Below are 22,147 nucleotides of genomic sequence, written 5' to 3'. Positions count from 1 at the left end.
ATCATAATGAAAAATAACTTAATCACTAACAAAGCTCTTATATTTAGAATTTTAATAATAATTTTACTTTTTAGCATAATTTCTTTATTTTTATCCACAATATATATTAAAAGAGCAGCACTTACAACTTTAGCAGAGGATGATGCAAAAAAAACAAGTGAACTTATTTTTGAAACAATGTATGTAAGAATGCAAGAGGGGTGGGCAAAAAAGGATTTAGTAAAAATTCTAAATAGAATGGAGCATATTAGACACAATCTTGAAGTAAATTCATATAGAAGTAAAGATGTAGAAAAAATAATGGGTGTTATAAAAGAAGATAAAGAAAAAGTAAATAGTGATCCACTTATCAAAAAAGCCATGGAAGGAGAAAAACAGTTTGTAGTAGAAGATAATGGAAGTATTAGATATTTATATCCAATAAAAGTATCTAAAGAATGTATTACTTGTCATCATAATGCAAAAGTTGGAGATGTAAATGGAGTATTAGATATAAAATATCCTCCAAATGAGATAAAAATATCTCTTGATATGATGATTTATTATTTTCTAATATTTTTCATATTCTTTATATTCTTATATTTTTATATTTTTTATAAAATCATTAATAAAAAGATTATTGAACCTGTTGTAAATTTTACAGAAGAGATAAAAAAAGTTTCAAAAGATACAAGCTTTACAAAAAGAGCTCATATAAAAACTAAAACAGCAGAAATATACTCTTTACAAAATAGATTTAATAAATTACTTGATACTATTACATATTATTACAATCAATTATTAACTAATTTATATACAGATTCACTAACAAAAATACCAAATCTAGCCAAATTACAAGAAGATATAAAACTTTATAATAATCATAGTTTAATAGTTGTTTCACTTGATTCATTTAAAACAATAAATAGTTTTTATGGGGTTAAAGTAGGTGATTTTATTATGAATGAAGTTGCAAAATTACTTGTAAAAACTTCTAAAAAAACAGGTAGTGTTTATAGACTTCATAGTGATGAATTTGCAATTTTATCTAATGGTTCAGTTAGCATAAGTTTTTGTGAAGACCTTATTAAAACTATAAGTAAAAAAGTATTTAAATACAACGATATAGATATAAATATTCAAGCAACAATAGGACTTGCTAAAGATTCAAAATCAAGAAGCTTAGAAAAAGCAATTTTAGCAGTTAGAACTGCTAAAAAAGAGAAAAGAAATATAGAAGTTTTTAATAATGAATTGACTCTAAAAGATGAATATAAAAATCATATTAAATTAACTTCTATTTTAAAAGAATCATTAGAAAAAGACCAATTGATTCCTTTTTATCAAGCTTTAGAAAATACAAAAACAAAAAAGATTGATAAGTATGAAGCTTTAGCTAGAATAGTAAAAGATGATGAAATAATAACTCCTGATAAATTTTTAGAGATTTCAAAAAGCAGTAAACAATATCCTAAAATAACAGAAGCAATGATAAAAAAAAGTTTTGAATATTTTAAAGATAAAAAAGATTTAAGTTTTTCTATTAACTTATCAATGGATGATATTAAAAATGAAAAAACAACTTCTTATTTATTTGAAATGATTGATAAGTATAATATCAACGAAAGATTAACTATTGAATTACTTGAAAGTGAAGAATTAAACCACTTTGAGATTATAAATAAGTTTATAAAAAAATTAAAAAAATATAATATTCAAATTGCTATTGATGATTTTGGTTCTGGGTATTCAAATTTTGCGTATATCATAAAATTAGATATTGATTATTTAAAAATTGATAGTTCATTAATTGAAAATATTCATATAGATAAACAAGCTTTAAAAATTGTAAAAAGTATCATAAGCTTCGCAAAAGAGTTAGAAATTAAATTAGTTGCAGAAAAAGTCCATAATAAAGAGATTTATAATATTCTTACAAATTTAAAAGTTGACTATTTGCAAGGATATTATATAGGTAAACCACAAGAGATTATTTAGATTGGATAAAACTATTATAGAACTGTTTTGCAGTTCTAGGGCTTTTACTTGACCTACTTTGTGCAAATTGTAATGCTTTTTTATGAAGCTCGTTTATATCGCCTTTGTAATCTTTAAAATAGTTATTAATTACTTTTAAGTAATCTTGTTGTGTTCCATTATAAAAACCTATACTAAGTCCAAATCTATCACTTAAAGATATTTTTTCTTCTACACTATCACTATAATGAATCTCTCCATTATTAGATACTTTTGTACCCTCATTATCACCTTGATATTCAGCTACTATATGTCTTCTATTTGATGTGGCATATATCTTTATATTTGAAGCAGGAGCTTCAATAGAACCTTCTAAAATAGGTTTTAAACCTTTATATGCTTTTTCTGTACCCTCAAAAGATAAATCATCACAAAATATTATAAACTTGTAAGGCTCTTCTCTAATTGCATCAGAAATATATACTAACTCATCCAAATCATCTCTACTAATTTCTATAACTCTTAAATCTTTATTCTTATATTTGTTTAATAAAGCTTTTATAATTGAAGATTTACCAGTTCCTCTAGCACCCCAAAGTAAAACATTATTTGAGGGCAAGCCTTTTAAAAATCTAGTTGTATTTTCAATAATTTGTTGTTTTTGATTCTCTATTCCAACTAAATCATCAAATGTCGTATCATCTAAATATTTCACAGGTTTTAAACTGTCTGTTTTTGCTCTATATATTGCTGCAAAACTTTTTTCCCAATCAATTATCATTTTATGCCTTTTTTATACTAAAAATAGATTTTATAAACCAATACAGAATAATCAAAAAAATAATTGGCAAAAATATAGTTTGAAAAATAAATACAATTATTAAATCGATTATATACTCACTTGATTTATCTGCTGCATTTTGATATTCATCTACTTTTTTTTCATAATAACTTGAATCAAATTTTTCTTTAATTTTATCAAAAAAAGAGTTTTCTTGTTTATGTTTTATAGTATTTTGATTTACTTTACTAACTTCATCTTTAACTTTTACAATATTTTCATTTAGTATTTCAATATTATATTTTGGTTTTACAAAATAGTTATAAGATATATCATTTATATAGCTAATACTAGGAATTGCAAATCTTAAAAACAATAAAACAAAAACTACTTTAAAAAATATATCTCTTAATTTTTCATCTTTATTAAATCTTTTAAATAGCCAAATATTAAATATAAGTATAACAATAAGTAAAATATAGTTATATACTTCATTTGTTACAAATCCTAAAAGTATTTTTTGAATGCCAAGAGAGACTAAACTAGCAAGCATTACAAGAGAGAATTGTTCTACTAAATCATTTATTGGGTCAAGTACTTCTCCAATAGCAACTACGACAAAAGGAAGATTAAGCTCTGTTCCTTGTGCCAATGAAATTACTGCATTTAAAGCTTTAGCACTACCAAATACAATAATTGCTTGCTTAAAAGATTCATCTACTAACTTTTTTGCACTTTCATCAATACTTAAACTAAGTGCAACTGCCAAAGCAATTAGTGTAAATATAACTAATAATATTTTATTCCAATTTCTTAAAAGATAATTCATATTTATTACTTTAATTTTTTCAAATTATATCAAAATTGTATCTAATTTAAACATTTTTATTTCTTTCTTTTTTGTTAAAAATGCTAAAATACAAAAATGAACAATACAAATGAATTAACTTATGAATATCAAACAAAAATAACTCAAGCAATAATAAGAGCAGCTGTTTTAATGCTTGAGTATGGGGCAGAAAGTAAACTTATAGAACAAACAACAAAAAGAATGGGAAAAGCTTTTGGTGTAAAATCTGTTGAAATATCACTTATTCCCTCAGCTATTGTATTAACTACATTAACAAAAAACAATCAATCAGTAACAACTACAAGACAAGCTCATCATAAACCTATAAATATGTCTATTGTTTATGATGTTCAAAAATTATGTATTGATTTAGAAAAAAATAAAACAGATGCAAAAAGAACTATCCTGTTATTAAAACAAATACAAACAAACTACTATAATAGATGGCTTGTAATAGTTATGATTGGACTTTCATGTGCTTCCTTTGCATATTTAAGAGGTGCAGATTTGGGAGCATTTATTGTAACTTTTTTTGCTTCGGGTATTGCTATGTTTATAAGACAAGAACTTGCGAAAAGAAAATTTATTTTAATTATTTCTTTTGCAACAACAGCATTTTTTGCAACATTAATAGCTAGTTTATCAAGTTATGTAAGCTCAACTGTAAGTATTGCTCTATCAGCAAGTGTTTTATTATTGGTTCCTGGATTTCCTTTTATTAATTCATTTTTAGATGCTGTAAAAGGATATTTGAGTATGGGTTGGGGACGATGGATGCAAGCAACACTTCTTACACTTGCAACAAGCATGGGAATTATCTTTGCTATGGCTATTTTAGATATAAAAGGTTGGTAAAATGGAAAATATTATAATCAAATATATTTTAGATGCAGTATTTGCAGCAATACCAGCAGTTGGCTTTGCAATGGTTTTTAATGTTCCTAAATTTGCTTTAAAATTTTGTGCTTTAGGTGGAGCAATTGTATATACTTTAAGAACTATTTTTTTAGATTTTGGTATATATATAGAAATATCTACATTCCTAGCAACACTTTTATTTGGTACTCTTGCTGTTTATTGGTCAAGAAAATATATAGTACCAAGACCTATTTATACAGTTGCTGCTATTATTCCATTGATACCTGGAACATACGCTTTTAATACAATTATTACATTAGTTGAGATGAATTCTCATGGGGTGACACCTGAACATATTGCTTTATTTATTGAAGATGGATTAAAAGCTATATCAATTTTAGGAGCTATTAGTTTTGGACTTGCTTTACCATCACTTTATTTTATAAGATACAATAGACCAATTATTTAAATCATCTTTTTTATGATTTTATTTTTTCTTTATTTCAAGTCTTTGAGGTCTTAGTGTTAATTCAGAAATAACTCCTGAAAATTGCAATACTTCTAAAACTGCTTTTGCAATATCATTTGGATTAAGATAAGCATTTTTATTATCACTTGGTTCAAAATTAAACTCATCAAAAAAATTTGTTTTTGTTAAATCAGGATTTATATTTGTTACTTTTACATCAGCACGCCTAAGTTCTTCAAAAAGTGCAAGTGAAAAGTTTCTAAGTCCTGCTTTTGTTGCTGTGTATAAAGCTGAAAATTTAGAGTGTCTTAAAGCTTCAATTGAAGAGATATTTATAATATGTCCTTTTGTTTTCTTTAGACTTCTAAGACATAAATTACTAAGTATAATAGGTGCTGTTAAATTTACACCTATTAACTCTTGAATTTTATCAATACTTATCTCTTCATGGGGTTTAAAAACCCCAAGTCCTGCACAATTTATAAGTACATTTAAATCATCTTTTTTTACTATTTCTCTTACTTCTTTTTCCAAAGCTTTTGTATCATCTAATCTACTTTTTAATTTTATGACTTTGTAAGAGTTTTCTTCAAGTATTTCACTTATTGCTTTTCCAATACCTGAGCTATAACCTGTAACTATTGCTTGCATTTTCTTTTCTTTATATAAAAATAAATCAAAATAGCTAATAAAACTAAAATTGATACTATTATATAGTGTAAATACTCTTTAATTAAAGCTTCATTACCACCAATAAAATAGCCCAAATATACAAGTATTATAACCCAAATACCTGCACCTAAAGTTGTATAAAAACTAAATGTTAATAGGTTCATTTTTGCTAAACCTGCTGGAAAAGAGATATATTGTCTAATTGCTGGAATTAATCTTCCACTAAAAGTTGATATGTGTCCATGTTCTTTAAAAAAATCTTCGACTTTTTGAATAGTTTGTTCGCTTATAAAAAAGTACTTCCCATATCTAATCAAAAATGCTCTTCCATATTTTACTGCTAAAAAGTAGTTAAATAAGGCCCCTGCTAAACTTCCAGCAATTCCTGCAAAAATAGCTATAAAGATATTCATTTCACCTTTATACACTAAATATCCAGCAGGAATCATCACAACTTCACTTGGAAAAGGAAAAAATGAACTTTCTAAAAACATCATAATAAATATCCCCAAATATCCCAATGAGCCCACAGTTTCAACAACATAATTTACAATAGGTTCTAACAAAACACTCTCTTTTTTTTGATTTTTGAAATACTACCTAAAAATATGTTAATGAATGATTTAAACTTTAAATACTAATCCAAAGTAAAGTGATATTACTTTAAGTAATTATTTTCTAAAATATAAAATTAAAATAAGATTGGCTCATAAAAAACACTTATTATTTTAGCTCATCCAAATTTTTAAAACTCAAGACTAAATAAAGTATTAATAGATAAAAGGAAAAATATGGAAGTTTTAAACTATTTGCCACAAATTATTGCAGTTTCTACAATTGCAATATTTATGGCTATTAGTCCTGGTGTTGATTTTGTTATGGTAACAAGAAATACTTTATTACATGGAAAAAAATCTGGTCTTTATTCTGCATTAGGAATTAGTGCAGCTATTTGGATTCACTTGTTATATTGTATTGCAGGACTTGCGATTATTATTTCAAATTCAATAATTTTATTTTCTATAATAAAATATCTTGCTGCTGCATATCTTATTTATATTGGATATAAAAATTTAAAGTCAAACTCAAAATTAGATTTAAATATTGAAGGTACAAAAAAAGAGATATCAAATTTCAAATCATTTAAAATTGGCTTTTTTACAAATGTATTAAATCCAAAAACAACTATATTTTTTCTTAGTATATTTACTCAATTTGTTGATGTACATACACCTATTTTAGTTCAACTTATTTATGGAATTATAATTAGTATAGCTCATTTTATATGGTTTAGTTTAGTATCTTTATTTTTAAGTCATCCTGTAATTTTAAATAGATTTAAATCTTACAAAACTAAAATAGAAAAAGCAATAGGTGTTATACTTATAGCATTAGGAATAAAAGTAGCTTCATCTAATATTTAAAGATAGTCTAAAAGTTTAGACTACCACTTGAAAAAGAAAAATTATGAGAAGGTGAGTTTTGTTTGATTTTATTCATATAACTCATCTTCATAAAATCTTCCATTTGATTATTGCTTGAGTATTCATATCCAAAAACATCTTTCCAAAGAGTCTCATCTTCCATACAAAGATAAAAGTATACATCTTTATGCCAAGGTTTAAAGCTATCATATGCATGTTTGAACATCTCTTTTTTAATCTTTAAGGGATAAGACTGTTTTCCATTTGCCTCACTCATTGGCATTTGAAGTATTTTTGATTTGAAGTTTCTACTTCTTATTTTATTTACAACTGGTTTTATGAAAGTTAAAGTACCAAAAGATACAAGTGCAACTTTTTTAGAATCAAAAGTTTCAATAAGTGTTTTGTAAACTTCCTCATACTCTTTTAAATAATTATCATAATGAACTATTGGATGAAAATGAAAACCAACTAATACACCTTTTTGGCTTACTTTTTTTGCTGCATTTATTCTTTTTTCTAAACTTGCTGCTAAATGCTCTTCATTCTCTATTATTGTAGGAGTATTTAAAGACCATGTACAAATTATATTTGCTGGAACATCATTTTCTAAAAAGTATTTTATATTGTTTGATTTAGTTTTAAATTCAAGTATAACATTTGGATTTTTTCTTGCAAAATCAAAAAGTGCATCCAAAATACCCTCTTTATTTCCCCACATAAGTGAATCAGAACTCTGACCAGTTCCAATATGATATGTTTCATTTGGATCAAGTTTTAAGTTTGCTAAATTCTCTTTAAAGTTTTTATCAAAACCTATTTTATCTTGATTATAAAATGATTGAATAGAACAATAAGAACAGTCAAAACCACACGATTGAACTGCATCTAATGTTAAAAGATTGCAACATCTTGTATTAGCACTTGCAACAGGACAAGAACCAAGAGCTGCTTTATTACTTTCAAATTTTGTAAAACTAAATTTTCTAATATCGTCTTTATATAAATCTTTTGAAAACTTTTCATATGAGTTTGCTTTTGATTTTAAATCTTCCCATATTTTTCTTATGTGATTAAAAGCTTGTTTTTTATTTGCATACTCATCTTTAAAAATCTTATAGATTTCAGCTTCGTGCCACATTTTAAAATCAATTGAAAAATCGATTAACTGCTTTAGTTCCTGAAAAGAAAATTGATACTTTAAAGCAATATTTTTTATAAACTCTTTTGTTTTCTCATCTAAATTTTTATAATTTGTTTTCTCTATATTTGTATTAAATTTTTCAACATAACTCATAATAGACTTTTCCATTGTGTAAAACTTTCTTGTATTATTTTTATAATAAATGATTTTTTAGGGATATTTATATCAAGATAATCTGATACGACTTTTAATATATATATTTTTTCACAATATTTATTAGATACTTCTTCAAAATAAAATGCTTCCATATCAACTAAAGTAGTTTTTAGTTTATTTATATCATTAAGTGGTTTATCAACTGTAGTTAGTGTAGTATTTGGGATATCTTGAAGTTTTTGATTTGTACAAAATAGTGTTCCAATTTTGATATTCTTATCTTTGCAACCAGCAATTCCAATATTTATAGCTTTACTGATTTCAAATCTTTCAAAAACAAAATCAAGCGCATTTATTGTGTTTTCTTTTCCTATTCCAGATACGATAATGACAATTTGATGGTTATAATAAAGTTTAAATGCACTACAAGATTTATCTTGTTTAAGTTTAAAGTAGTTAATTAAGGTTTGGCACTCACAAAGAAGTGCACTATGAACTAAAGTTTTTTTTCTGTTCATAAAGTAAAACTAAGGACGTGCCTTAGTTAGATTACTTTTTAAGCTCTTTAATTCTTGCAGCTTTACCTTTTAATCCTCTTAAGTAGTGAAGTTTAGCTCTTCTTACTCTACCTCTTCTTGTTACTTCAAAAGTTTTAATTGACTCTGAATATAGTGGGAAAATTCTTTCAACACCAACAGAGTTAGCTCCAATTTTTCTTACTGTAAATGTAGCTGATGGACCTTCACCATGTCTAGCAATTACAACACCTTCGTAAGTTTGAACTCTCTTTTTCTCACCTTCTTTAATTTCAACACCAAGTCTTACATTATCTCCTGCTCTAAATTGAGGGATCTCTTTTGACTCTACTTGAGCTGCTTCAAAGCTAGCAATATATCTATTTTTCATCTCTTTTCCTTATTGGGTCTATAATATTTTGTTTTACAAATTGACATCTGGAATTTTAAGTCGGAAATTTTACTATGATTTCCCTTTAAAAATTCTTTAATAACACTTAAATTTTGGAAAATTTCAGGTTTTGTAAATGAAGGTGCTTCTAAAAGATTATCTTCATAACTTTCATAGTCTAAAGATTGGGCATTTCCAAGCACATTATCTAAATTTCGTGAAATTGCATCACTCATAACCAATGATGGCAATTCTCCACCTGTTAAGACAAATTCTCCTATAGAAAAAACTTCATTTGCATACTTTTCACAAACTCTTTCATCAATTCCTTCATATCTTCCACTTACAAAAACAATATTTTTTTTCTTTGCCAATCTTTTTGCATCATTTTGTCTAAAAGGCTTAGCAGCAGCTAAAGGAAAAATAATGTATGCATCTTTATTTTTCCTTTTAATTTCATCAAGACAATCAAAAAGTGGTTGGGGAGTCATAAGCATCCCTGCTCCTCCTCCAACCATTTGTTTATCAACTTTATTATGTTTATTTTTTGTAAAATCTCGAGGATTATAAAATTCATAATTTAAAAGTTTTGATTCAACTGCTCTTTTTAAAATAGAGTCATAAAAATATGGTTCAATTAAGTTTGGAAATAGTGTTACATAAGTAAACTTCAATTATAACCTTTAAAAATTTTTGTAATGTTACCATAAAACTTATTACAGTCAATATAAACAAAAATTTAATTCACATAAAAAGTAAATTTTGATATTATTTGCAAAAATTTCAATTAAAGTAAAAATAATGATTACAATAGACCACATAAATGAAGCAAAAAGAAATCTAGAAAATGTAGCACAATGCACTCCTATAACTAAAGCTCCGATTTTAAGTGAAATTTTTAATAGTGAAATTTATTTAAAAAAAGAGAATTTACAATTAACAGGAAGCTTTAAATTAAGAGGTGCATATAATAGAATTGCAAACCTAGAAGAAGAAAAAAGAGCTAAAGGTGTAGTAGCAGCAAGTGCTGGAAACCATGCACAAGGATTAGCATATGCAGCTATGAAATTTAATTGTGAAGCAACTATATTTATGCCAGAAGCAACTCCATTGACAAAAGTAAGTGGTGTTAAATCATTTGGTGCAAATGTAATTTTACATGGAGAGAATTTCGATGAAGCTTATGCAGCTGCTATGAAATTTAAAGAAGAAAAGCAGTGTGAATTCATTCATCCATTTGCAGATGATGATGTAATAGCAGGACAAGGAACAATAGCCTTAGAACTATTACAAAAAGTACCAGATTTAAAACAAATAGTTGTGCCAATTGGTGGAGGTGGACTTATTGCAGGTATTGCAATAGCTGCTAAAAGCATCAATCCTGATATAAAAATTATAGGTGTAGTTGCAAGTGGTGCAAGAGGTATGAAAGAGTCATATAAATCACATATGCCAATTGATTCAGCATCTGTTAGAACTATTGCTGATGGAATTGCAGTTAAAAATGTAAATCCTAAACTTTTAGATATTATTATTGATTATGTTGATCATATTGTTGAAGTAAGTGATACAGAAATTGCAAATGCAATTTTGTTTTTACTTGAAAAGCATAAACTTGTAGTTGAAGGAGCTGGTGCAGCTGCAACAGCTGCAATTATGCATGATAAAATTGAAATGGATGATTCTAAAGTATGTGCAATTGTAAGTGGTGGAAATATTGATGTTACAATGCTTTCTCAAATTATTGAAAAAGGTTTAGTTAAATCTTATAGAAAATTAAATCTAGTTGTTACTTTAAGGGACAAGCCAGGTGCATTAACACATCTATCACAAATTTTCCAAGATTGCTCTGCTAATATTGTTCAAATAGATTATGATAGAGATTCGATAAAGTTGGAGTTTGGAGAAGCTTTAGTGACAATTGCTCTTGAAACAAAAGGTGAGGATCATCAAAAACTAATCAAAGATAAATTAAAGGAAAATGGTTACAGATTTAAACAAATCTAACATTTGTTCTTTGTTATTTATATAGATTTTAGAAAACAAATCATATAATACACGACATATTGTGCAAAACAACAAAAGAAAAATAGAAAAGGAAGAAAATGGAAGGAAGATTATTTACATTCTTGGGTGCTATTGGTGGGCATGGTCAAGAATGGATCATTTTATCGCATTTTATTCTAGCAATAGGAATTATTTTCTTAATTGCTAGAGCAGCAACTAGAAAAATGCAATTAGTTCCAACGGGTTCACAAAATGTTATGGAAGCATACATTGGAGGCATCATTGCAATGGGTGCTGATACAATGGGAGAAAAAAACGCAAGAATTTATATGCCACTTATTGGTTCTTTAGGTTTAGTGATTTTTATAAGTAATATGATGGGTGTTATTCCAGGATTTGAATCAGCAACTGCAAATATTAACTTTACACTATCTTTAGCGTTAATTGTTTTTGTTTACTATAACTACTTAGGTATTAAGAAAAATGGTTTTGTAAACTATTTTAAACATTTTATGGGACCTATGCCTATATTAGCTCCTTTGATGTTCCCTATTGAGATTATCTCACACTTATCAAGAATCATATCATTGTCTTTCAGACTTTTTGGTTCAATTAGAGGTGATGATATGTTCTTAATGGTATTATTAATGTTAGTACCTTGGATTGTTCCTTTAGCTGGTTTCTTTATGTTAGCTGCTTTTGGTTTCTTACAAGCGTTTATTTTCATGATTTTAACTTATGTGTATATCGCAGGTTCAATTATGATGGAAGAAGAAGACCACTAGTCTTTACTTATCAAAAGCTTCAAAAGGGAAGAAAAGCATTTGCTTTTTCTTCCCTTTTTTTATTATTATTTTTTATTTTACTTAAATTAATTAAGCTATTAATAACATTAAGGTAAACTTCTCTTTACTTTTTTAGGAGAATATGCCATGTTAAAAAAATTAAATAATCTAAATATTGTTTCAAAAACAACTATAATTCTAGCTTTTGTTTTATCTATACTACTTATAAGTCTAAATATATTTAGTGCAGCTTACACAAAAAATATTATCTCAGATAAAGTTAATACTCAACTAAAAGAAAGACTACATCAAATAACAGAAACGCTACTTGTATATGATGATTTACTAAAAGATACAGCAGATAGCTTGTATGATGCTTTTGATTCCCAGTTTACAAATATTCAAATTGATCCATCACAAACAGTAAAAGTAAATGGAGTTGATACTCCGCTTATTACAAATAATGGTATAAAATTAAACAATAACTTTGAATATGTTGATTACTATACAAAACTTAAAGGCTCAACAGCAACTGTATTTGCAAAAATGGGCGATGATTTTGTTAGAGTTACGACTTCACTTAAACGACCTGATGGAAGCAGAACACTTGGTACATTTTTAGGTGAAAAATCTCCTGCATATGATGTGATTATGAGTGGTAAAAAATACTTTGGTACAGCTCATCTTTTTGGAAGTGACTATATGGCTGTATATAATCCTATTATTAAAAATGGCAAAGTTATAGGTATATTATATGTAGGGTATAACTATACTAAAAGTCTAAACGACTTTACTAAAAGACTTAAAAATACAAAAATTGGTGAAAATGGATATCTTTATATTGTAAGTACTAAAAAGAAAACTAAAGGTAAATTTATATTACATCCTACTAAAGAAGGTAAAAATATTTTAGAAGATAATAGTGATGACAATATAAAAAATATGTTTAATCATGATGAGGGAATAATTGAATATGATTGGACAAACCCTAAAACAAATGAAATTCAAAGAAAAATTATAATTTTTAAAGATTATAAAGATAGAGGTTGGAAAGTAGTAATAGGTACAACAAAAGATGATTTTTTACAAGAGAGTAAAGAGTTTACAATTATTTTAGCTATCTTAAGTATTTTATCTATTATTGTTGTTGCTGGTGTAATTTTATATGTAATAAAAAGATTAGTTGTTACTCCTCTTCATAATTTACAAACAGGATTAATTGATTTTTTTGATTTTTTAAATGGTATAAAAAAAGACACAAAACAGATTTTAGTTAAATCAAGTGATGAAATAGGTGCGATGTCAAAAGTTATAAATGAAAATGTTGCAAAAATAGAAGAAAATATAAAAGTTGACAATGAACTAATTGAAAATACTGTAGAAGTTGCAAGCTTTGTAAGTAAAGGGTATTTGGATAAAAAGATAAGTAAATCTTCAAATAATAAAATGCTAAATGAATTAAAAGATGTTGTAAATAGTATGCTTGATAATATTAATCATCACATATCAAATGTGCAAAATCTATTAAACTCTTATACTGATTATGATTATACAAAAAGCCTAGATACTAAAGCTGTGGAAGCTGATATTAAAGACCTTTATGAAAACAGTAATATTTTAGGTCAATCTGCAACAAATATGCTTAAACAAAATCTTAAAAATGGAGAAGATTTACAAAATAGTGCAAATGAATTAAATGATATTATTTCAAGTTTAAGCAATAGTTCAAATGAACAAGCATCTAGTTTAGAAGAAACAGCTGCTAGTTTAGAAGAGTTAACATCAACTATGAAAAACTCTCAAGAATCAATGCAAAAGATGAAAACTAATTCGCAAACTTTATCAAATGAAGTTGCAACAGGTGAAAAACATGCTTCAAATACTGCTTTATCAATGGATGAAATAAACGAACAAACACAATCAATAGCAGAAGCAATAACAATCATAGACCAAATAGCATTTCAAACAAATATCTTAAGTTTAAACGCAGCAGTAGAAGCAGCAACAGCAGGTGAAGCTGGAAAAGGTTTTGCAGTTGTTGCACAAGAGGTTAGAAATCTTGCAAATAGAAGTGCAGAAGCTGCAAGTCAAATTAAACATATTGTAGAAAATGCTGCTATTAAAGCAAATGAGGGTAAAGAAATAACTAAGCAAATGATTAATGGGTATGAAAAATTAAGAGAAAATATTCAAGAAACTACACAAATTATCTCTCAAGTAACAAATACTTCAAATGAGCAATTAAATGGTCTTGAACAAATCAATCATGCAGTAAATGATTTAGATAAAATTACACAAACAAATGCAAATGTTGCAAAAAAAGCAACTACAATCTCTGATAATACAAATCAAATCTCACAAATTATTGTCCAAGAAGCAAAAAAAGCTAAATTAAAATAGGCTAAAAAAAGAGTAAAATAAAATCTATTTTACTCTTTACAATATTTAAATATTAAATATTGTAAAATTAAAAAAAAACAAGAGAAAAAATTGAAATACTATTTAATAACTGATCCTAAATATTATTCAAATAATCCAATACTATTTAGAAAAAATCTAACTATATCTTTTAAAAACCATAAAATTGATATGGCTTGCTTTAGAGATAAAGAGTCTACAAATATTGAAGAATTAGCAAAAGTTTTTGTTGAAGTTTGCAAAGAGTTTAATATAGAAACAATCCTTATTAATAAGGATATTGATTTAGCAAAAAAACTTAATGCAACAGGTGTTCATTTAACTTCACAACAGTTTTGTGATATAAAAAAAGCTAAAGATAATGATTTATTTACAATTATTTCATGTCACAGTTACAATGATATTGAAAAAGCCCAAAAACTACATGCTAACTGTGTAACATACTCTCCAATTTTTGAAGTTGAAAATAAAGGAGAAGCAAAAGGTATACCTAAACTAAAAGAAGCAATAAAAATATTTGAAGATATTGATATAATTGCATTAGGTGGTATAGTTGATAAAAATCATATTGAAAAAATAACAAATGCAAAGCCCTATGCTTTTGCTTCAATTAGATATTTTTTAAATAAATAATTAAAAGGTTACTAAAAGTTTACTTCAAAATGCTATAACTTCATAAAATTATATTTAGAGGATAATTTTATGATTAAAGCCTTAAAGAACTTAAATCTTGGGACAAAAACAACTGTTTTCTTAGCTAGTGCATTATCTATTTTATTAATTGGAATGAACATATTTACTGCTTCATATACTCACGATATTATTACTAATAAAGTAAATAATCAATTAGAACAAAGACTTGATGAAATACATACAACAGTTACAATTTATGATGATTTAATTAAAGATACTGCAGATGATTTGCACAAAGCTTTTAAATCACAATTTAATAGTTTTGAAGTTGATGAAAATAGACAAATAAGTGTAAATAATGTTATTACAAATGTATTAATATCAAATAATACTGTATTAAATAATAATAAAGATTATGTTGATAACTATACAAAACTTCAAGGTTCAATTGGTTCAATATTTATAAAAAAAGGTGATGAATTTATAAGTATTTCAACATCAATGAAAAAGCCTGATGGAACTAGACCACTTGGTTCAACTATAAGAAAAGGTTCTCCTGCATACGATGCATTATTAAAAAAAGAGAATTACTTTGGTGCAGTTCATCTTTTCAATCAAGAGTATATGTCTGTATATAGTCCAATCATTAAAAATAATAAAATCATTGGTGCTTTATATATTGGATATAACTATACTAGAAGTTTTAACACTTTAAAAGATAATCTAAAATCTAAAGTTATTGGAAAAACTGGTCATCTTTTTATTGTAAGTACAAATAAAAATACAAAAGGTTCATATATTATTAATAGAAATGATTATGAAAAAAATATATTAAATGACCCTGATGCTAAAAAATATATTGATAAACTATTTGCTTCAGAAAAAGGTAGTTTAACATATGCAAGAGTTGATAAAAATAGTGGAGAGAAATATCAAAGAACATTAATATTTAAAAATTATGATAGCAGAGATTGGAAGATAGTACTAAGAGCCACAAAAAGAGAGTTCTTCCAAGAAAGTACAGAATTTATCACTACGCTTATTATAATTAGTATATTCTCAATAGTTCTAATAACTGCTTTAATTTTATATGTTATTAAAAAGCTTATTAAGAACCCTATTAATAAATTTCAAACAGGGCTTATCGAGTTTTTTAAATTTTTAAATAATGAAAAAGAGAATACTAATACTATAAATATAGATACAAATGACGAAATAGGATCAATGGCAAAACTTGTAAATGAAAATATTAAACAGATTGAAAAAAATATCAATAAAGATAAAATGCTTATATCAAATACTGTTGAAGTTGCAAGTGAAGTTAATAAAGGTTTCTTAGATAAAAGAATAAATGCAAACTCAAATAATCCTATGTTAAATGAGTTAAGAGATGTAGTTAATAAAATGCTTGATAATACAACAAATCATATAAATAGTGTACAAAAACTTCTAAATGCATACAGTAATTATGATTATACTAAGTCATTAAAAATCGATAATGTTCAAGCAGATATAAAAAAACTTTTTGAAAATAGTAACTTTTTAGGAACATCAATAAATGAACTTTTAAAACAAAATTTAAATGATGGATTCACTTTAAAACACTCATCAGAAGAGTTAAAAGAGCTTACTTCAAAATTAAATATCAGTTCAAATGAACAAGCAGCTAGTTTAGAAGAAACAGCTGCTAGTTTAGAAGAACTTACATCAACTATGCAAAGTAGTCAATTAGCTATGAAAACGATGAATGAAACATCAAATAAACTAATTCATCAAGTAGAAATAGGAAAAAAATCTGCAAACAATACAGCTATTTCAATGGATAATATAAATGAACAAACAAACTCAATTGCTCAAGCTATTACAATAATAGATCAAATAGCTTTCCAAACAAATATTTTAAGCTTAAACGCAGCAGTAGAAGCAGCAACAGCTGGTGAAGCTGGAAAAGGTTTTGCAGTAGTTGCACAAGAGGTTAGAAATCTTGCAAATAGAAGTGCTGATGCAGCAAATGAAATAAAACAAATAGTTGAAAGTGCTACAACTAAAGCAAATGAAGGTAAACAAATTGCAAATGAGATGATTGAGGGATATACACTTCTTGAAAATAGTATCATAAAATCAAAAGAGTTATTTGAAGAAGTATCAAATAATTCTAAAGAGCAGTTACATGGTATTGAACAAATAAATGATGCTGTTAATTCACTTGACCAAATAACTCAATCAAATGCACATATTGCAAATAAAGCTGATGACATATCATCAAATACAAATAAAATAGCAAACAAAATTGTAGAAGAAGCACAAAAAGCAAAAATCAAAGAGTAAGATAATCTTACTCTTTGATATTTCTTATGACAAACTCATTTGGCTTTAAATACAACAAATAACCCTCAACCTCATCACTTTTTACAATATCTTTTATAGCTTCAACATATGTATTAACTTGAGTTTTGTGCTCCAAAAGCTCTTCTTTTGTAGTTTTATAATCTAAAATATAATATTTTTTATCTTTTTGCAAAAGTAAATCTATTATTTTAATTTCACCATTATAAATTATTGATTGTTCACTTGTAAAATTTGCATCTTTTATAAGACTTTGAAATTTCTCATTTTCAATCATAAGAGAAATTCTATTTTCAATTTTTGTAAAGTCTTCTTTACTTAAATAATTTGAGTATTTAAACAGTGCTAGAGATATTGCTTTTTTTAAACTCTGTTTTGTAAAATCACCTAACATCTCCAAACAATAATGAGTTGCCAAACCAAAATACCTATTATATAAAGAGTTAGAATAATCAGCTTCTTCATCCTCTTTTTTTATTATATTATCTTGAGTTCCTAAAACTAAAGGAGTATATTCTACTTTTTTGACTTTTTCATAATTTTTTGATTTTTTAGTACTTAAAAGAACATCTCCTATTGTTAAAGGCTTAATACTTAAAATATCAAAAACTGAACTCTTTTGTTTTTTAAATATTATAAGATTTTGTTTTGCTCTTGTTAGTGCAACATATAAAATATTTAATTCATCATCAAAAGATAAAGCTTTCTCTTTTTCTAATGCTTTTTTATAAGTATCATTATAATACTCTAAATTCTTAATTTTATAATATATATTTTTTAAAAATACATCATCATACTCAAAAAGAAGAGAACTTCTATCTGCATTTTTTTTCTTAATTCTATCAAGTAAAAATACTGTTTGAAACTCTAAACCTTTTGATTTAAAAATAGTAAGTATTTGAAGCCCTGTTTGTTCGCTATTTAAAATAGAAGCTTCTAACTTGTCAATTTCATATACAAAATCAACTACTGTTTCATATGCCCCTACTTCTTCCAATAGTTTAATAACATTGTCATCCATTATTTTTAAAGTTGTTGCAATAGTTTTAATAACTTCTTGTAAATTGTTTTTATATAAATCAACTTTTATATTCAAATCATTAAGTGGGGCTTTTCCAATTAGTGCATTTACATTCTCTTTATAAATATCTTCTTTAAAATAGAAATATTTAATCATATTAATAACAGCTTTTACATTCTCTTGATTTATCAATTTTGAAGTCATTTCTGTTGAGATTTTTAGACTTGGAAATTTTTCACTTAAATATGAATACAATGCTAATACATCAGAGTTAGTATAAGTTAAAATTGCTATATCATTACTATTTACACCTTTTTGCATTAAAGAAGCAATTTTTGAAGCAAGATTTTTAAATTTCTCTTCATCTTCATCTAAAGCCTCATCTTCAAAAACTTCTACATATCCATCTTTATTTATTGATAATTGATCATAATATTCATAGTTTGCTAAAGGTTTAAAAAGTGAATTTACATAATTTACAATATTTTCACATGATCTAAAGTTTTTATTTAAAACTTCTACTTCAATTAAAGGATTTGTTTTTGCAACATAATCAAATAATTCTCTTTTTCCACCTCTGAATCTATAAATTGATTGTTTTGTATCTCCCACATAAAAAAAGGATTTAAGCTTTTCATTACTACCTGATAATATCTCATCAATTAATGGTTTTAAAATCTTATACTGTAACAAAGAAGTATCTTGAAACTCATCAATTAATATATGTGAAAACTTTGAGTCTAATCTAAAATATAAAAACTCTTTATCTATTTTTGTTGATAAAAGTTCATAAACTATATTTGAAATATCATTAAATTCTAAATAGTTTTTCGCTTTATTAAATGAGAATTTAAACTCTTTAAACTCATGAAAAAGTTCAAAAAGTTTACTAAGAGAATATGCAGAACGAAGCTTATAATAGTTTACTAACTCTTTTTTTAATGCACTAAAATGTGCCTCTAAAACATCTGTTGTAAATTTCTTAAAATAGTTATAATCCTTTGCACTCTCTTTTAAAAACCAATTTTTTGTAAGAAGTTCATCAAAAGTTTCATAATCTACTGCCTTTTTAGCAGCATTTGAAGCTATATCACAATTTAAAACAAACTCTTTTATTTTCATGGCATGAACCATGGCTTGTTTTTTTTGTAAAGGAATCAACTTTGCATCAATACAGACTACATCAATATCTTCGTTTTTTTCCAAAAGAAGCTTAAAAAGATCAAATAAAGAGTTAAACTTTTTATTCTCATACCAAGAAAACTCTATTAATTTATCAAAACTATTAAGTTCTAAAGATTGTAAAAATTTATAACTTAATGTTTCAATATCATCTTGTTTAATATCAAAGTCATCACTAATTCCTATATATCCACAAAACTCTCTTAATATTTTATTTACAAATTTATCAATTGTAAAAATAGATAGAGTTGCATTTACAAACTTTTTAACTAAAAGATGCTTCTTCCCTAAGATTTCTTCTTTTGAAAGATTTGATTGAACTGCAATAGCATTTAAATAAGCTTCATCATCACCTAATGTTTGCAAGGTTTTATAGATTCTCTCGCTCATCTCATTTGCAGCTTTATTTGTAAAGGTTAAAGTCAAAATTTCACTTGGATTTGCACCATTTAATAAAAGTGTTATATATCTTACTGTCAAGGCAAAAGTTTTTCCACTTCCTGCACTTGCTTTTAATGCTAAATATTGTTTCATAAATTTATAGTACAAAAGAATTCTTAAATTTTCCCATATATTAATATTAATATTTACTTATTTTATTGTTTTAATGTTATTATTAAGGTTATTATTTTTTTGGGAGTAAATATGCAGACAAAAAATAAGATTATCTTCCTTGTAATTTTTATAACATTCTCTATGTTTGTTTTATTAATTGCAAACTTAATCTATAACTTCAGAGATTATGGAGTGAAAAATATTGATGCAAAAGCTCAAGCTTTAGCAAAAACAATAGAACACTCTTTAACTTCTCAAATGGTAACGGGCGTAATTGAAAATAGAGAACTATTTTTGAGCCAATTGGAAGATTTACCAAATATTGATAAAATTTGGTTAAGTAGAGGGAAAGATGTTGTTGATATGTTTGGTATTGGTTTTAACAATGAAATAGCAAGAGATGCAGTAGATAACGAAGTATTACAAACAGGTCAAACAAAAAGAGTTATTACAGAAAATATCTTTTCAAAAAGTCATTATAGAATTACTATTCCTTATATTGCTACAAGTCAAGGTAAAATTGATTGTATGAAGTGTCACACAAATGCAAAAGAACGTGATACCTTAGGTGCTATTACTATTACTATGTCTATTGATGATTCAAAAGAAGTAGGTATTACAACTGTTACGCATACAGCTGTAATAGCATTGGTTTTAATGCTAATCATTGTTTTTTTAATCAATTTTTTAATTTCACCATTTTTAAGTCTATTTGATGAAATAAAAAAGGTTATGAACAAAGCTCAAAGTGGTGATTATTCACATAGAGTTGAAAATGCACAAGGTAAAGAAGCAAAAGATGTTGCTTCATGGATTAATGGTTTATTAGAAAAGTTAGAAATTACTCTTGATGCAATAGATTCTAAAATATCTATTTTTCTATCTGATAATTTAAGTGAAGAAAAAGATCATCTAATCAATGTAAAAAATACTGTGGATAGATTGTCTGATGTATATAGATTTAGAAAAACAATTGAATATGATGAATCACTTGAAGAGATTTATTTAAGATTAGCCCATGTATTAAAAGATAAATTAAATATTGAAAACTTTAATTTTTTCGAATCTGATACAGTTAATAATAAAATTGAGGTAGTCTATACACAAAAACAATTGTATTGTAATATTGTTGAAACTGGTTGTAGAGCAGATAGAACAAATACGATTATAGATTCAACACAATTTAAAAATGTTTGTTCATCTTGTGATAAATGTGATGATGTAAACTATTTTTGTATCCCTTACTCAATCTCAAATGAACTTGATTTAATTGTTTCAATTTATACAGATTCTATAAAAGAAACACAAAGAATAAGAGAAATAATACCATATATCCAAGATTATATTGATTCTGCTAAAACGGTAATAGTAAGTAAAAAACTTATGAATATTCTTGAATTAAATGCAAGAACAGACCCATTAACAGGATTATATAATAGAAAATATCTTGAAGACTCTATCAGTAAAATTACTGCACAAGCAACAAGAGCTGATATAAAATTTGGTGTTTTAATGGTTGATATTGATCACTTTAAATTAGTAAATGATACATATGGACACGATGTAGGAGATAATGCAATTAAAATTGTTGCTGAAACTCTTGTAGAAAATACAAGAGAGTCTGACATTGTAATAAGATTTGGAGGAGAAGAGTTTATAGTATTGTTATACAATTGTGATGAAAAATCAGTAGAATCACTTGCTTTAAAAATCAAAGAAGCATTTGCCCTTAAAAAAATTCCAGCTGGGACTACTACAATTTCTAAAACAATGAGTATTGGAACATCTTTATATCCAAAAGATAATACAAATATAAAAGATTGTATTAAGTATTCAGATTTAGCTTTATATGAAGCAAAAGAGACAGGAAGAGACAAAGTCGTTGCCTTTACACCTGAATTATTAAAGCAGTAGAAATAACACTTCTCCTGCTTCGTTTTTCGTTAAGTATATTTTAGTTATAATATTTTTTTTCAAATCATCT

Annotated in this window: 19 protein-coding genes; 10 read left to right on the top strand and 9 right to left on the bottom strand. The window is 26.0% G+C overall.

Annotated features, from left to right (window positions below; genetic code table 11):
* Positions 1 to 6: 6 nt before the first annotated feature.
* On the top strand, positions 7 to 1,977 hold the full coding sequence (locus AMRN_RS02040; RefSeq protein ID WP_099311994.1) for an EAL domain-containing protein: 1,971 nt from the start codon (positions 7 to 9) through the stop codon (positions 1,975 to 1,977).
* On the opposite strand, the gene AMRN_RS02035 is transcribed toward AMRN_RS02040, so the two are convergent.
* Together AMRN_RS02035 and AMRN_RS02030 are read right to left on the bottom strand one after the other, a co-directional pair.
* Positions 1,970 to 2,734, bottom strand: coding sequence for an ATP-binding protein (locus AMRN_RS02035; protein ID WP_099312006.1), 765 nt, complete (start codon positions 2,732 to 2,734; stop codon positions 1,970 to 1,972). The genes AMRN_RS02040 and AMRN_RS02035 overlap by 8 nt on opposite strands.
* A 4-nt stretch (positions 2,735 to 2,738) precedes the next feature.
* On the bottom strand, positions 2,739 to 3,566 hold the full coding sequence (locus tag AMRN_RS02030; RefSeq protein ID WP_099311992.1) for a hypothetical protein: 828 nt from the start codon (positions 3,564 to 3,566) through the stop codon (positions 2,739 to 2,741).
* A 96-nt stretch (positions 3,567 to 3,662) separates the two neighbouring features.
* On the opposite strand from AMRN_RS02030, the gene AMRN_RS02025 reads away from it, so the two are divergent.
* On the top strand, positions 3,663 to 4,442 hold the full coding sequence (locus AMRN_RS02025; RefSeq protein ID WP_099311990.1) for a threonine/serine exporter family protein: 780 nt from the start codon (positions 3,663 to 3,665) through the stop codon (positions 4,440 to 4,442).
* A gap of 1 nt (position 4,443) precedes the next feature.
* Positions 4,444 to 4,914: a threonine/serine exporter family protein gene (locus tag AMRN_RS02020; RefSeq protein ID WP_099311989.1), complete on the top strand. Its 471-nt coding sequence runs from the start codon at positions 4,444 to 4,446 to the stop codon at positions 4,912 to 4,914.
* Positions 4,915 to 4,932: 18 nt separating this feature from the next.
* On the opposite strand, the gene AMRN_RS02015 is transcribed toward AMRN_RS02020, so the two are convergent.
* Together AMRN_RS02015 and AMRN_RS02010 are read right to left on the bottom strand one after the other, a co-directional pair.
* Positions 4,933 to 5,565 carry an SDR family oxidoreductase gene (locus tag AMRN_RS02015; protein WP_099311987.1) on the bottom strand — a complete coding sequence of 211 codons (633 nt, stop codon included), beginning with the start codon at positions 5,563 to 5,565 and terminating at the stop codon, positions 4,933 to 4,935.
* Positions 5,553 to 6,152: a DedA family protein gene (locus AMRN_RS02010; protein ID WP_079578255.1), complete on the bottom strand. Its 600-nt coding sequence runs from the start codon at positions 6,150 to 6,152 to the stop codon at positions 5,553 to 5,555. The genes AMRN_RS02015 and AMRN_RS02010 overlap by 13 nt, the downstream gene beginning before the upstream one ends.
* A gap of 225 nt (positions 6,153 to 6,377) precedes the next feature.
* Here AMRN_RS02010 and AMRN_RS02005 point away from each other — a divergent pair, with 225 nt between their 5' ends.
* On the top strand, positions 6,378 to 7,010 hold the full coding sequence (locus AMRN_RS02005; protein WP_099311985.1) for a LysE family translocator: 633 nt from the start codon (positions 6,378 to 6,380) through the stop codon (positions 7,008 to 7,010).
* 7 nt (positions 7,011 to 7,017) lie between these two features.
* Here AMRN_RS02005 and AMRN_RS02000 read toward each other — a convergent pair whose 3' ends face one another.
* Genes AMRN_RS02000 through trmD form a run of 4 tightly spaced genes read right to left on the bottom strand, consistent with a single transcriptional unit; the run spans position 7,018 to position 9,890 of the window.
* The gene (locus tag AMRN_RS02000; protein WP_099311983.1) at positions 7,018 to 8,322 is read right to left on the bottom strand and encodes an SPL family radical SAM protein; all 1,305 of its coding nucleotides are present in this window, start codon (positions 8,320 to 8,322) and stop codon (positions 7,018 to 7,020) included.
* On the bottom strand, positions 8,304 to 8,828 hold the full coding sequence (locus AMRN_RS01995; protein ID WP_099311981.1) for a phosphorylase family protein: 525 nt from the start codon (positions 8,826 to 8,828) through the stop codon (positions 8,304 to 8,306). Before AMRN_RS01995 ends, AMRN_RS02000 begins: the two co-directional genes overlap by 19 nt.
* A 31-nt stretch (positions 8,829 to 8,859) precedes the next feature.
* The gene (gene rplS, locus AMRN_RS01990) at positions 8,860 to 9,216 is read right to left on the bottom strand and encodes a 50S ribosomal protein L19 (protein ID WP_079578257.1); all 357 of its coding nucleotides are present in this window, start codon (positions 9,214 to 9,216) and stop codon (positions 8,860 to 8,862) included.
* Positions 9,213 to 9,890: a tRNA (guanosine(37)-N1)-methyltransferase TrmD gene (gene trmD / locus AMRN_RS01985; RefSeq protein WP_099311979.1), complete on the bottom strand. Its 678-nt coding sequence runs from the start codon at positions 9,888 to 9,890 to the stop codon at positions 9,213 to 9,215. Before trmD ends, rplS begins: the two co-directional genes overlap by 4 nt.
* Before the next feature lie 127 nt (positions 9,891 to 10,017).
* Here trmD and ilvA point away from each other — a divergent pair, with 127 nt between their 5' ends.
* The 5 genes from ilvA to AMRN_RS01960 all read left to right on the top strand — a co-directional run bounded on the left by ilvA (position 10,018) and on the right by AMRN_RS01960 (position 17,387).
* Positions 10,018 to 11,223 carry a threonine ammonia-lyase gene (gene ilvA, locus AMRN_RS01980; RefSeq protein ID WP_099312005.1) on the top strand — a complete coding sequence of 402 codons (1,206 nt, stop codon included), beginning with the start codon at positions 10,018 to 10,020 and terminating at the stop codon, positions 11,221 to 11,223.
* A gap of 98 nt (positions 11,224 to 11,321) precedes the next feature.
* Positions 11,322 to 12,008: a F0F1 ATP synthase subunit A gene (locus AMRN_RS01975; RefSeq protein ID WP_099311977.1), complete on the top strand. Its 687-nt coding sequence runs from the start codon at positions 11,322 to 11,324 to the stop codon at positions 12,006 to 12,008.
* A gap of 147 nt (positions 12,009 to 12,155) precedes the next feature.
* Positions 12,156 to 14,408, top strand: a complete 2,253-nt coding sequence (locus AMRN_RS01970; protein WP_099311975.1) for a methyl-accepting chemotaxis protein — start codon at positions 12,156 to 12,158, stop codon at positions 14,406 to 14,408.
* A gap of 90 nt (positions 14,409 to 14,498) precedes the next feature.
* Positions 14,499 to 15,059 (top strand): thiamine phosphate synthase, encoded by a 561-nt coding sequence (locus AMRN_RS01965; protein WP_099311973.1) that lies wholly within the window; start codon positions 14,499 to 14,501, stop codon positions 15,057 to 15,059.
* 69 nt (positions 15,060 to 15,128) lie between these two features.
* Positions 15,129 to 17,387 (top strand): methyl-accepting chemotaxis protein, encoded by a 2,259-nt coding sequence (locus tag AMRN_RS01960; protein ID WP_099311971.1) that lies wholly within the window; start codon positions 15,129 to 15,131, stop codon positions 17,385 to 17,387.
* Positions 17,388 to 17,394: 7 nt separating this feature from the next.
* Here AMRN_RS01960 and AMRN_RS01955 read toward each other — a convergent pair whose 3' ends face one another.
* Positions 17,395 to 20,142 carry a RecB-like helicase gene (locus AMRN_RS01955; protein WP_099311969.1) on the bottom strand — a complete coding sequence of 916 codons (2,748 nt, stop codon included), beginning with the start codon at positions 20,140 to 20,142 and terminating at the stop codon, positions 17,395 to 17,397.
* A gap of 111 nt (positions 20,143 to 20,253) precedes the next feature.
* Here AMRN_RS01955 and AMRN_RS01950 point away from each other — a divergent pair, with 111 nt between their 5' ends.
* On the top strand, positions 20,254 to 22,077 hold the full coding sequence (locus AMRN_RS01950; RefSeq protein WP_133116775.1) for a GGDEF domain-containing protein: 1,824 nt from the start codon (positions 20,254 to 20,256) through the stop codon (positions 22,075 to 22,077).
* Positions 22,078 to 22,147: the final 70 nt, after the last annotated feature.

Origin of the sequence: Malaciobacter marinus, assembly GCF_003544855.1 — a bacterium.
In the GTDB taxonomy this organism is placed as follows: Bacteria; Campylobacterota; Campylobacteria; order Campylobacterales; family Arcobacteraceae; genus Malaciobacter; species Malaciobacter marinus.
The sequence above is the reverse complement of the archived record's forward strand: the minus strand, read 5'-3'. Positions and strand labels throughout refer to the sequence as shown.

Excerpts from the sequence above, each read along its gene's own strand:
- AMRN_RS02005 (WP_099311985.1), top strand. The coding sequence starts at position 6,378 with ATGGAAGTTTTAAACTATTTGCCACAAATTATTGCAGTTTCTACAATT.
- rplS (WP_079578257.1), bottom strand. The coding sequence starts at position 9,216 with ATGAAAAATAGATATATTGCTAGCTTTGAAGCAGCTCAAGTAGAGTCA.
- AMRN_RS01955 (WP_099311969.1), bottom strand. The coding sequence starts at position 20,142 with ATGAAACAATATTTAGCATTAAAAGCAAGTGCAGGAAGTGGAAAAACT.
- ilvA (WP_099312005.1), top strand. The coding sequence starts at position 10,018 with ATGATTACAATAGACCACATAAATGAAGCAAAAAGAAATCTAGAAAAT.
- AMRN_RS02015 (WP_099311987.1), bottom strand. The coding sequence starts at position 5,565 with ATGCAAGCAATAGTTACAGGTTATAGCTCAGGTATTGGAAAAGCAATA.
- AMRN_RS02020 (WP_099311989.1), top strand. The coding sequence starts at position 4,444 with ATGGAAAATATTATAATCAAATATATTTTAGATGCAGTATTTGCAGCA.
- AMRN_RS02000 (WP_099311983.1), bottom strand. The coding sequence starts at position 8,322 with ATGGAAAAGTCTATTATGAGTTATGTTGAAAAATTTAATACAAATATA.
- AMRN_RS02030 (WP_099311992.1), bottom strand. The coding sequence starts at position 3,566 with ATGAATTATCTTTTAAGAAATTGGAATAAAATATTATTAGTTATATTT.
- AMRN_RS01975 (WP_099311977.1), top strand. The coding sequence starts at position 11,322 with ATGGAAGGAAGATTATTTACATTCTTGGGTGCTATTGGTGGGCATGGT.
- AMRN_RS01960 (WP_099311971.1), top strand. The coding sequence starts at position 15,129 with ATGATTAAAGCCTTAAAGAACTTAAATCTTGGGACAAAAACAACTGTT.
- AMRN_RS01995 (WP_099311981.1), bottom strand. The coding sequence starts at position 8,828 with ATGAACAGAAAAAAAACTTTAGTTCATAGTGCACTTCTTTGTGAGTGC.
- AMRN_RS02040 (WP_099311994.1), top strand. The coding sequence starts at position 7 with ATGAAAAATAACTTAATCACTAACAAAGCTCTTATATTTAGAATTTTA.
- AMRN_RS01970 (WP_099311975.1), top strand. The coding sequence starts at position 12,156 with ATGTTAAAAAAATTAAATAATCTAAATATTGTTTCAAAAACAACTATA.
- AMRN_RS01950 (WP_133116775.1), top strand. The coding sequence starts at position 20,254 with ATGCAGACAAAAAATAAGATTATCTTCCTTGTAATTTTTATAACATTC.
- AMRN_RS02025 (WP_099311990.1), top strand. The coding sequence starts at position 3,663 with ATGAACAATACAAATGAATTAACTTATGAATATCAAACAAAAATAACT.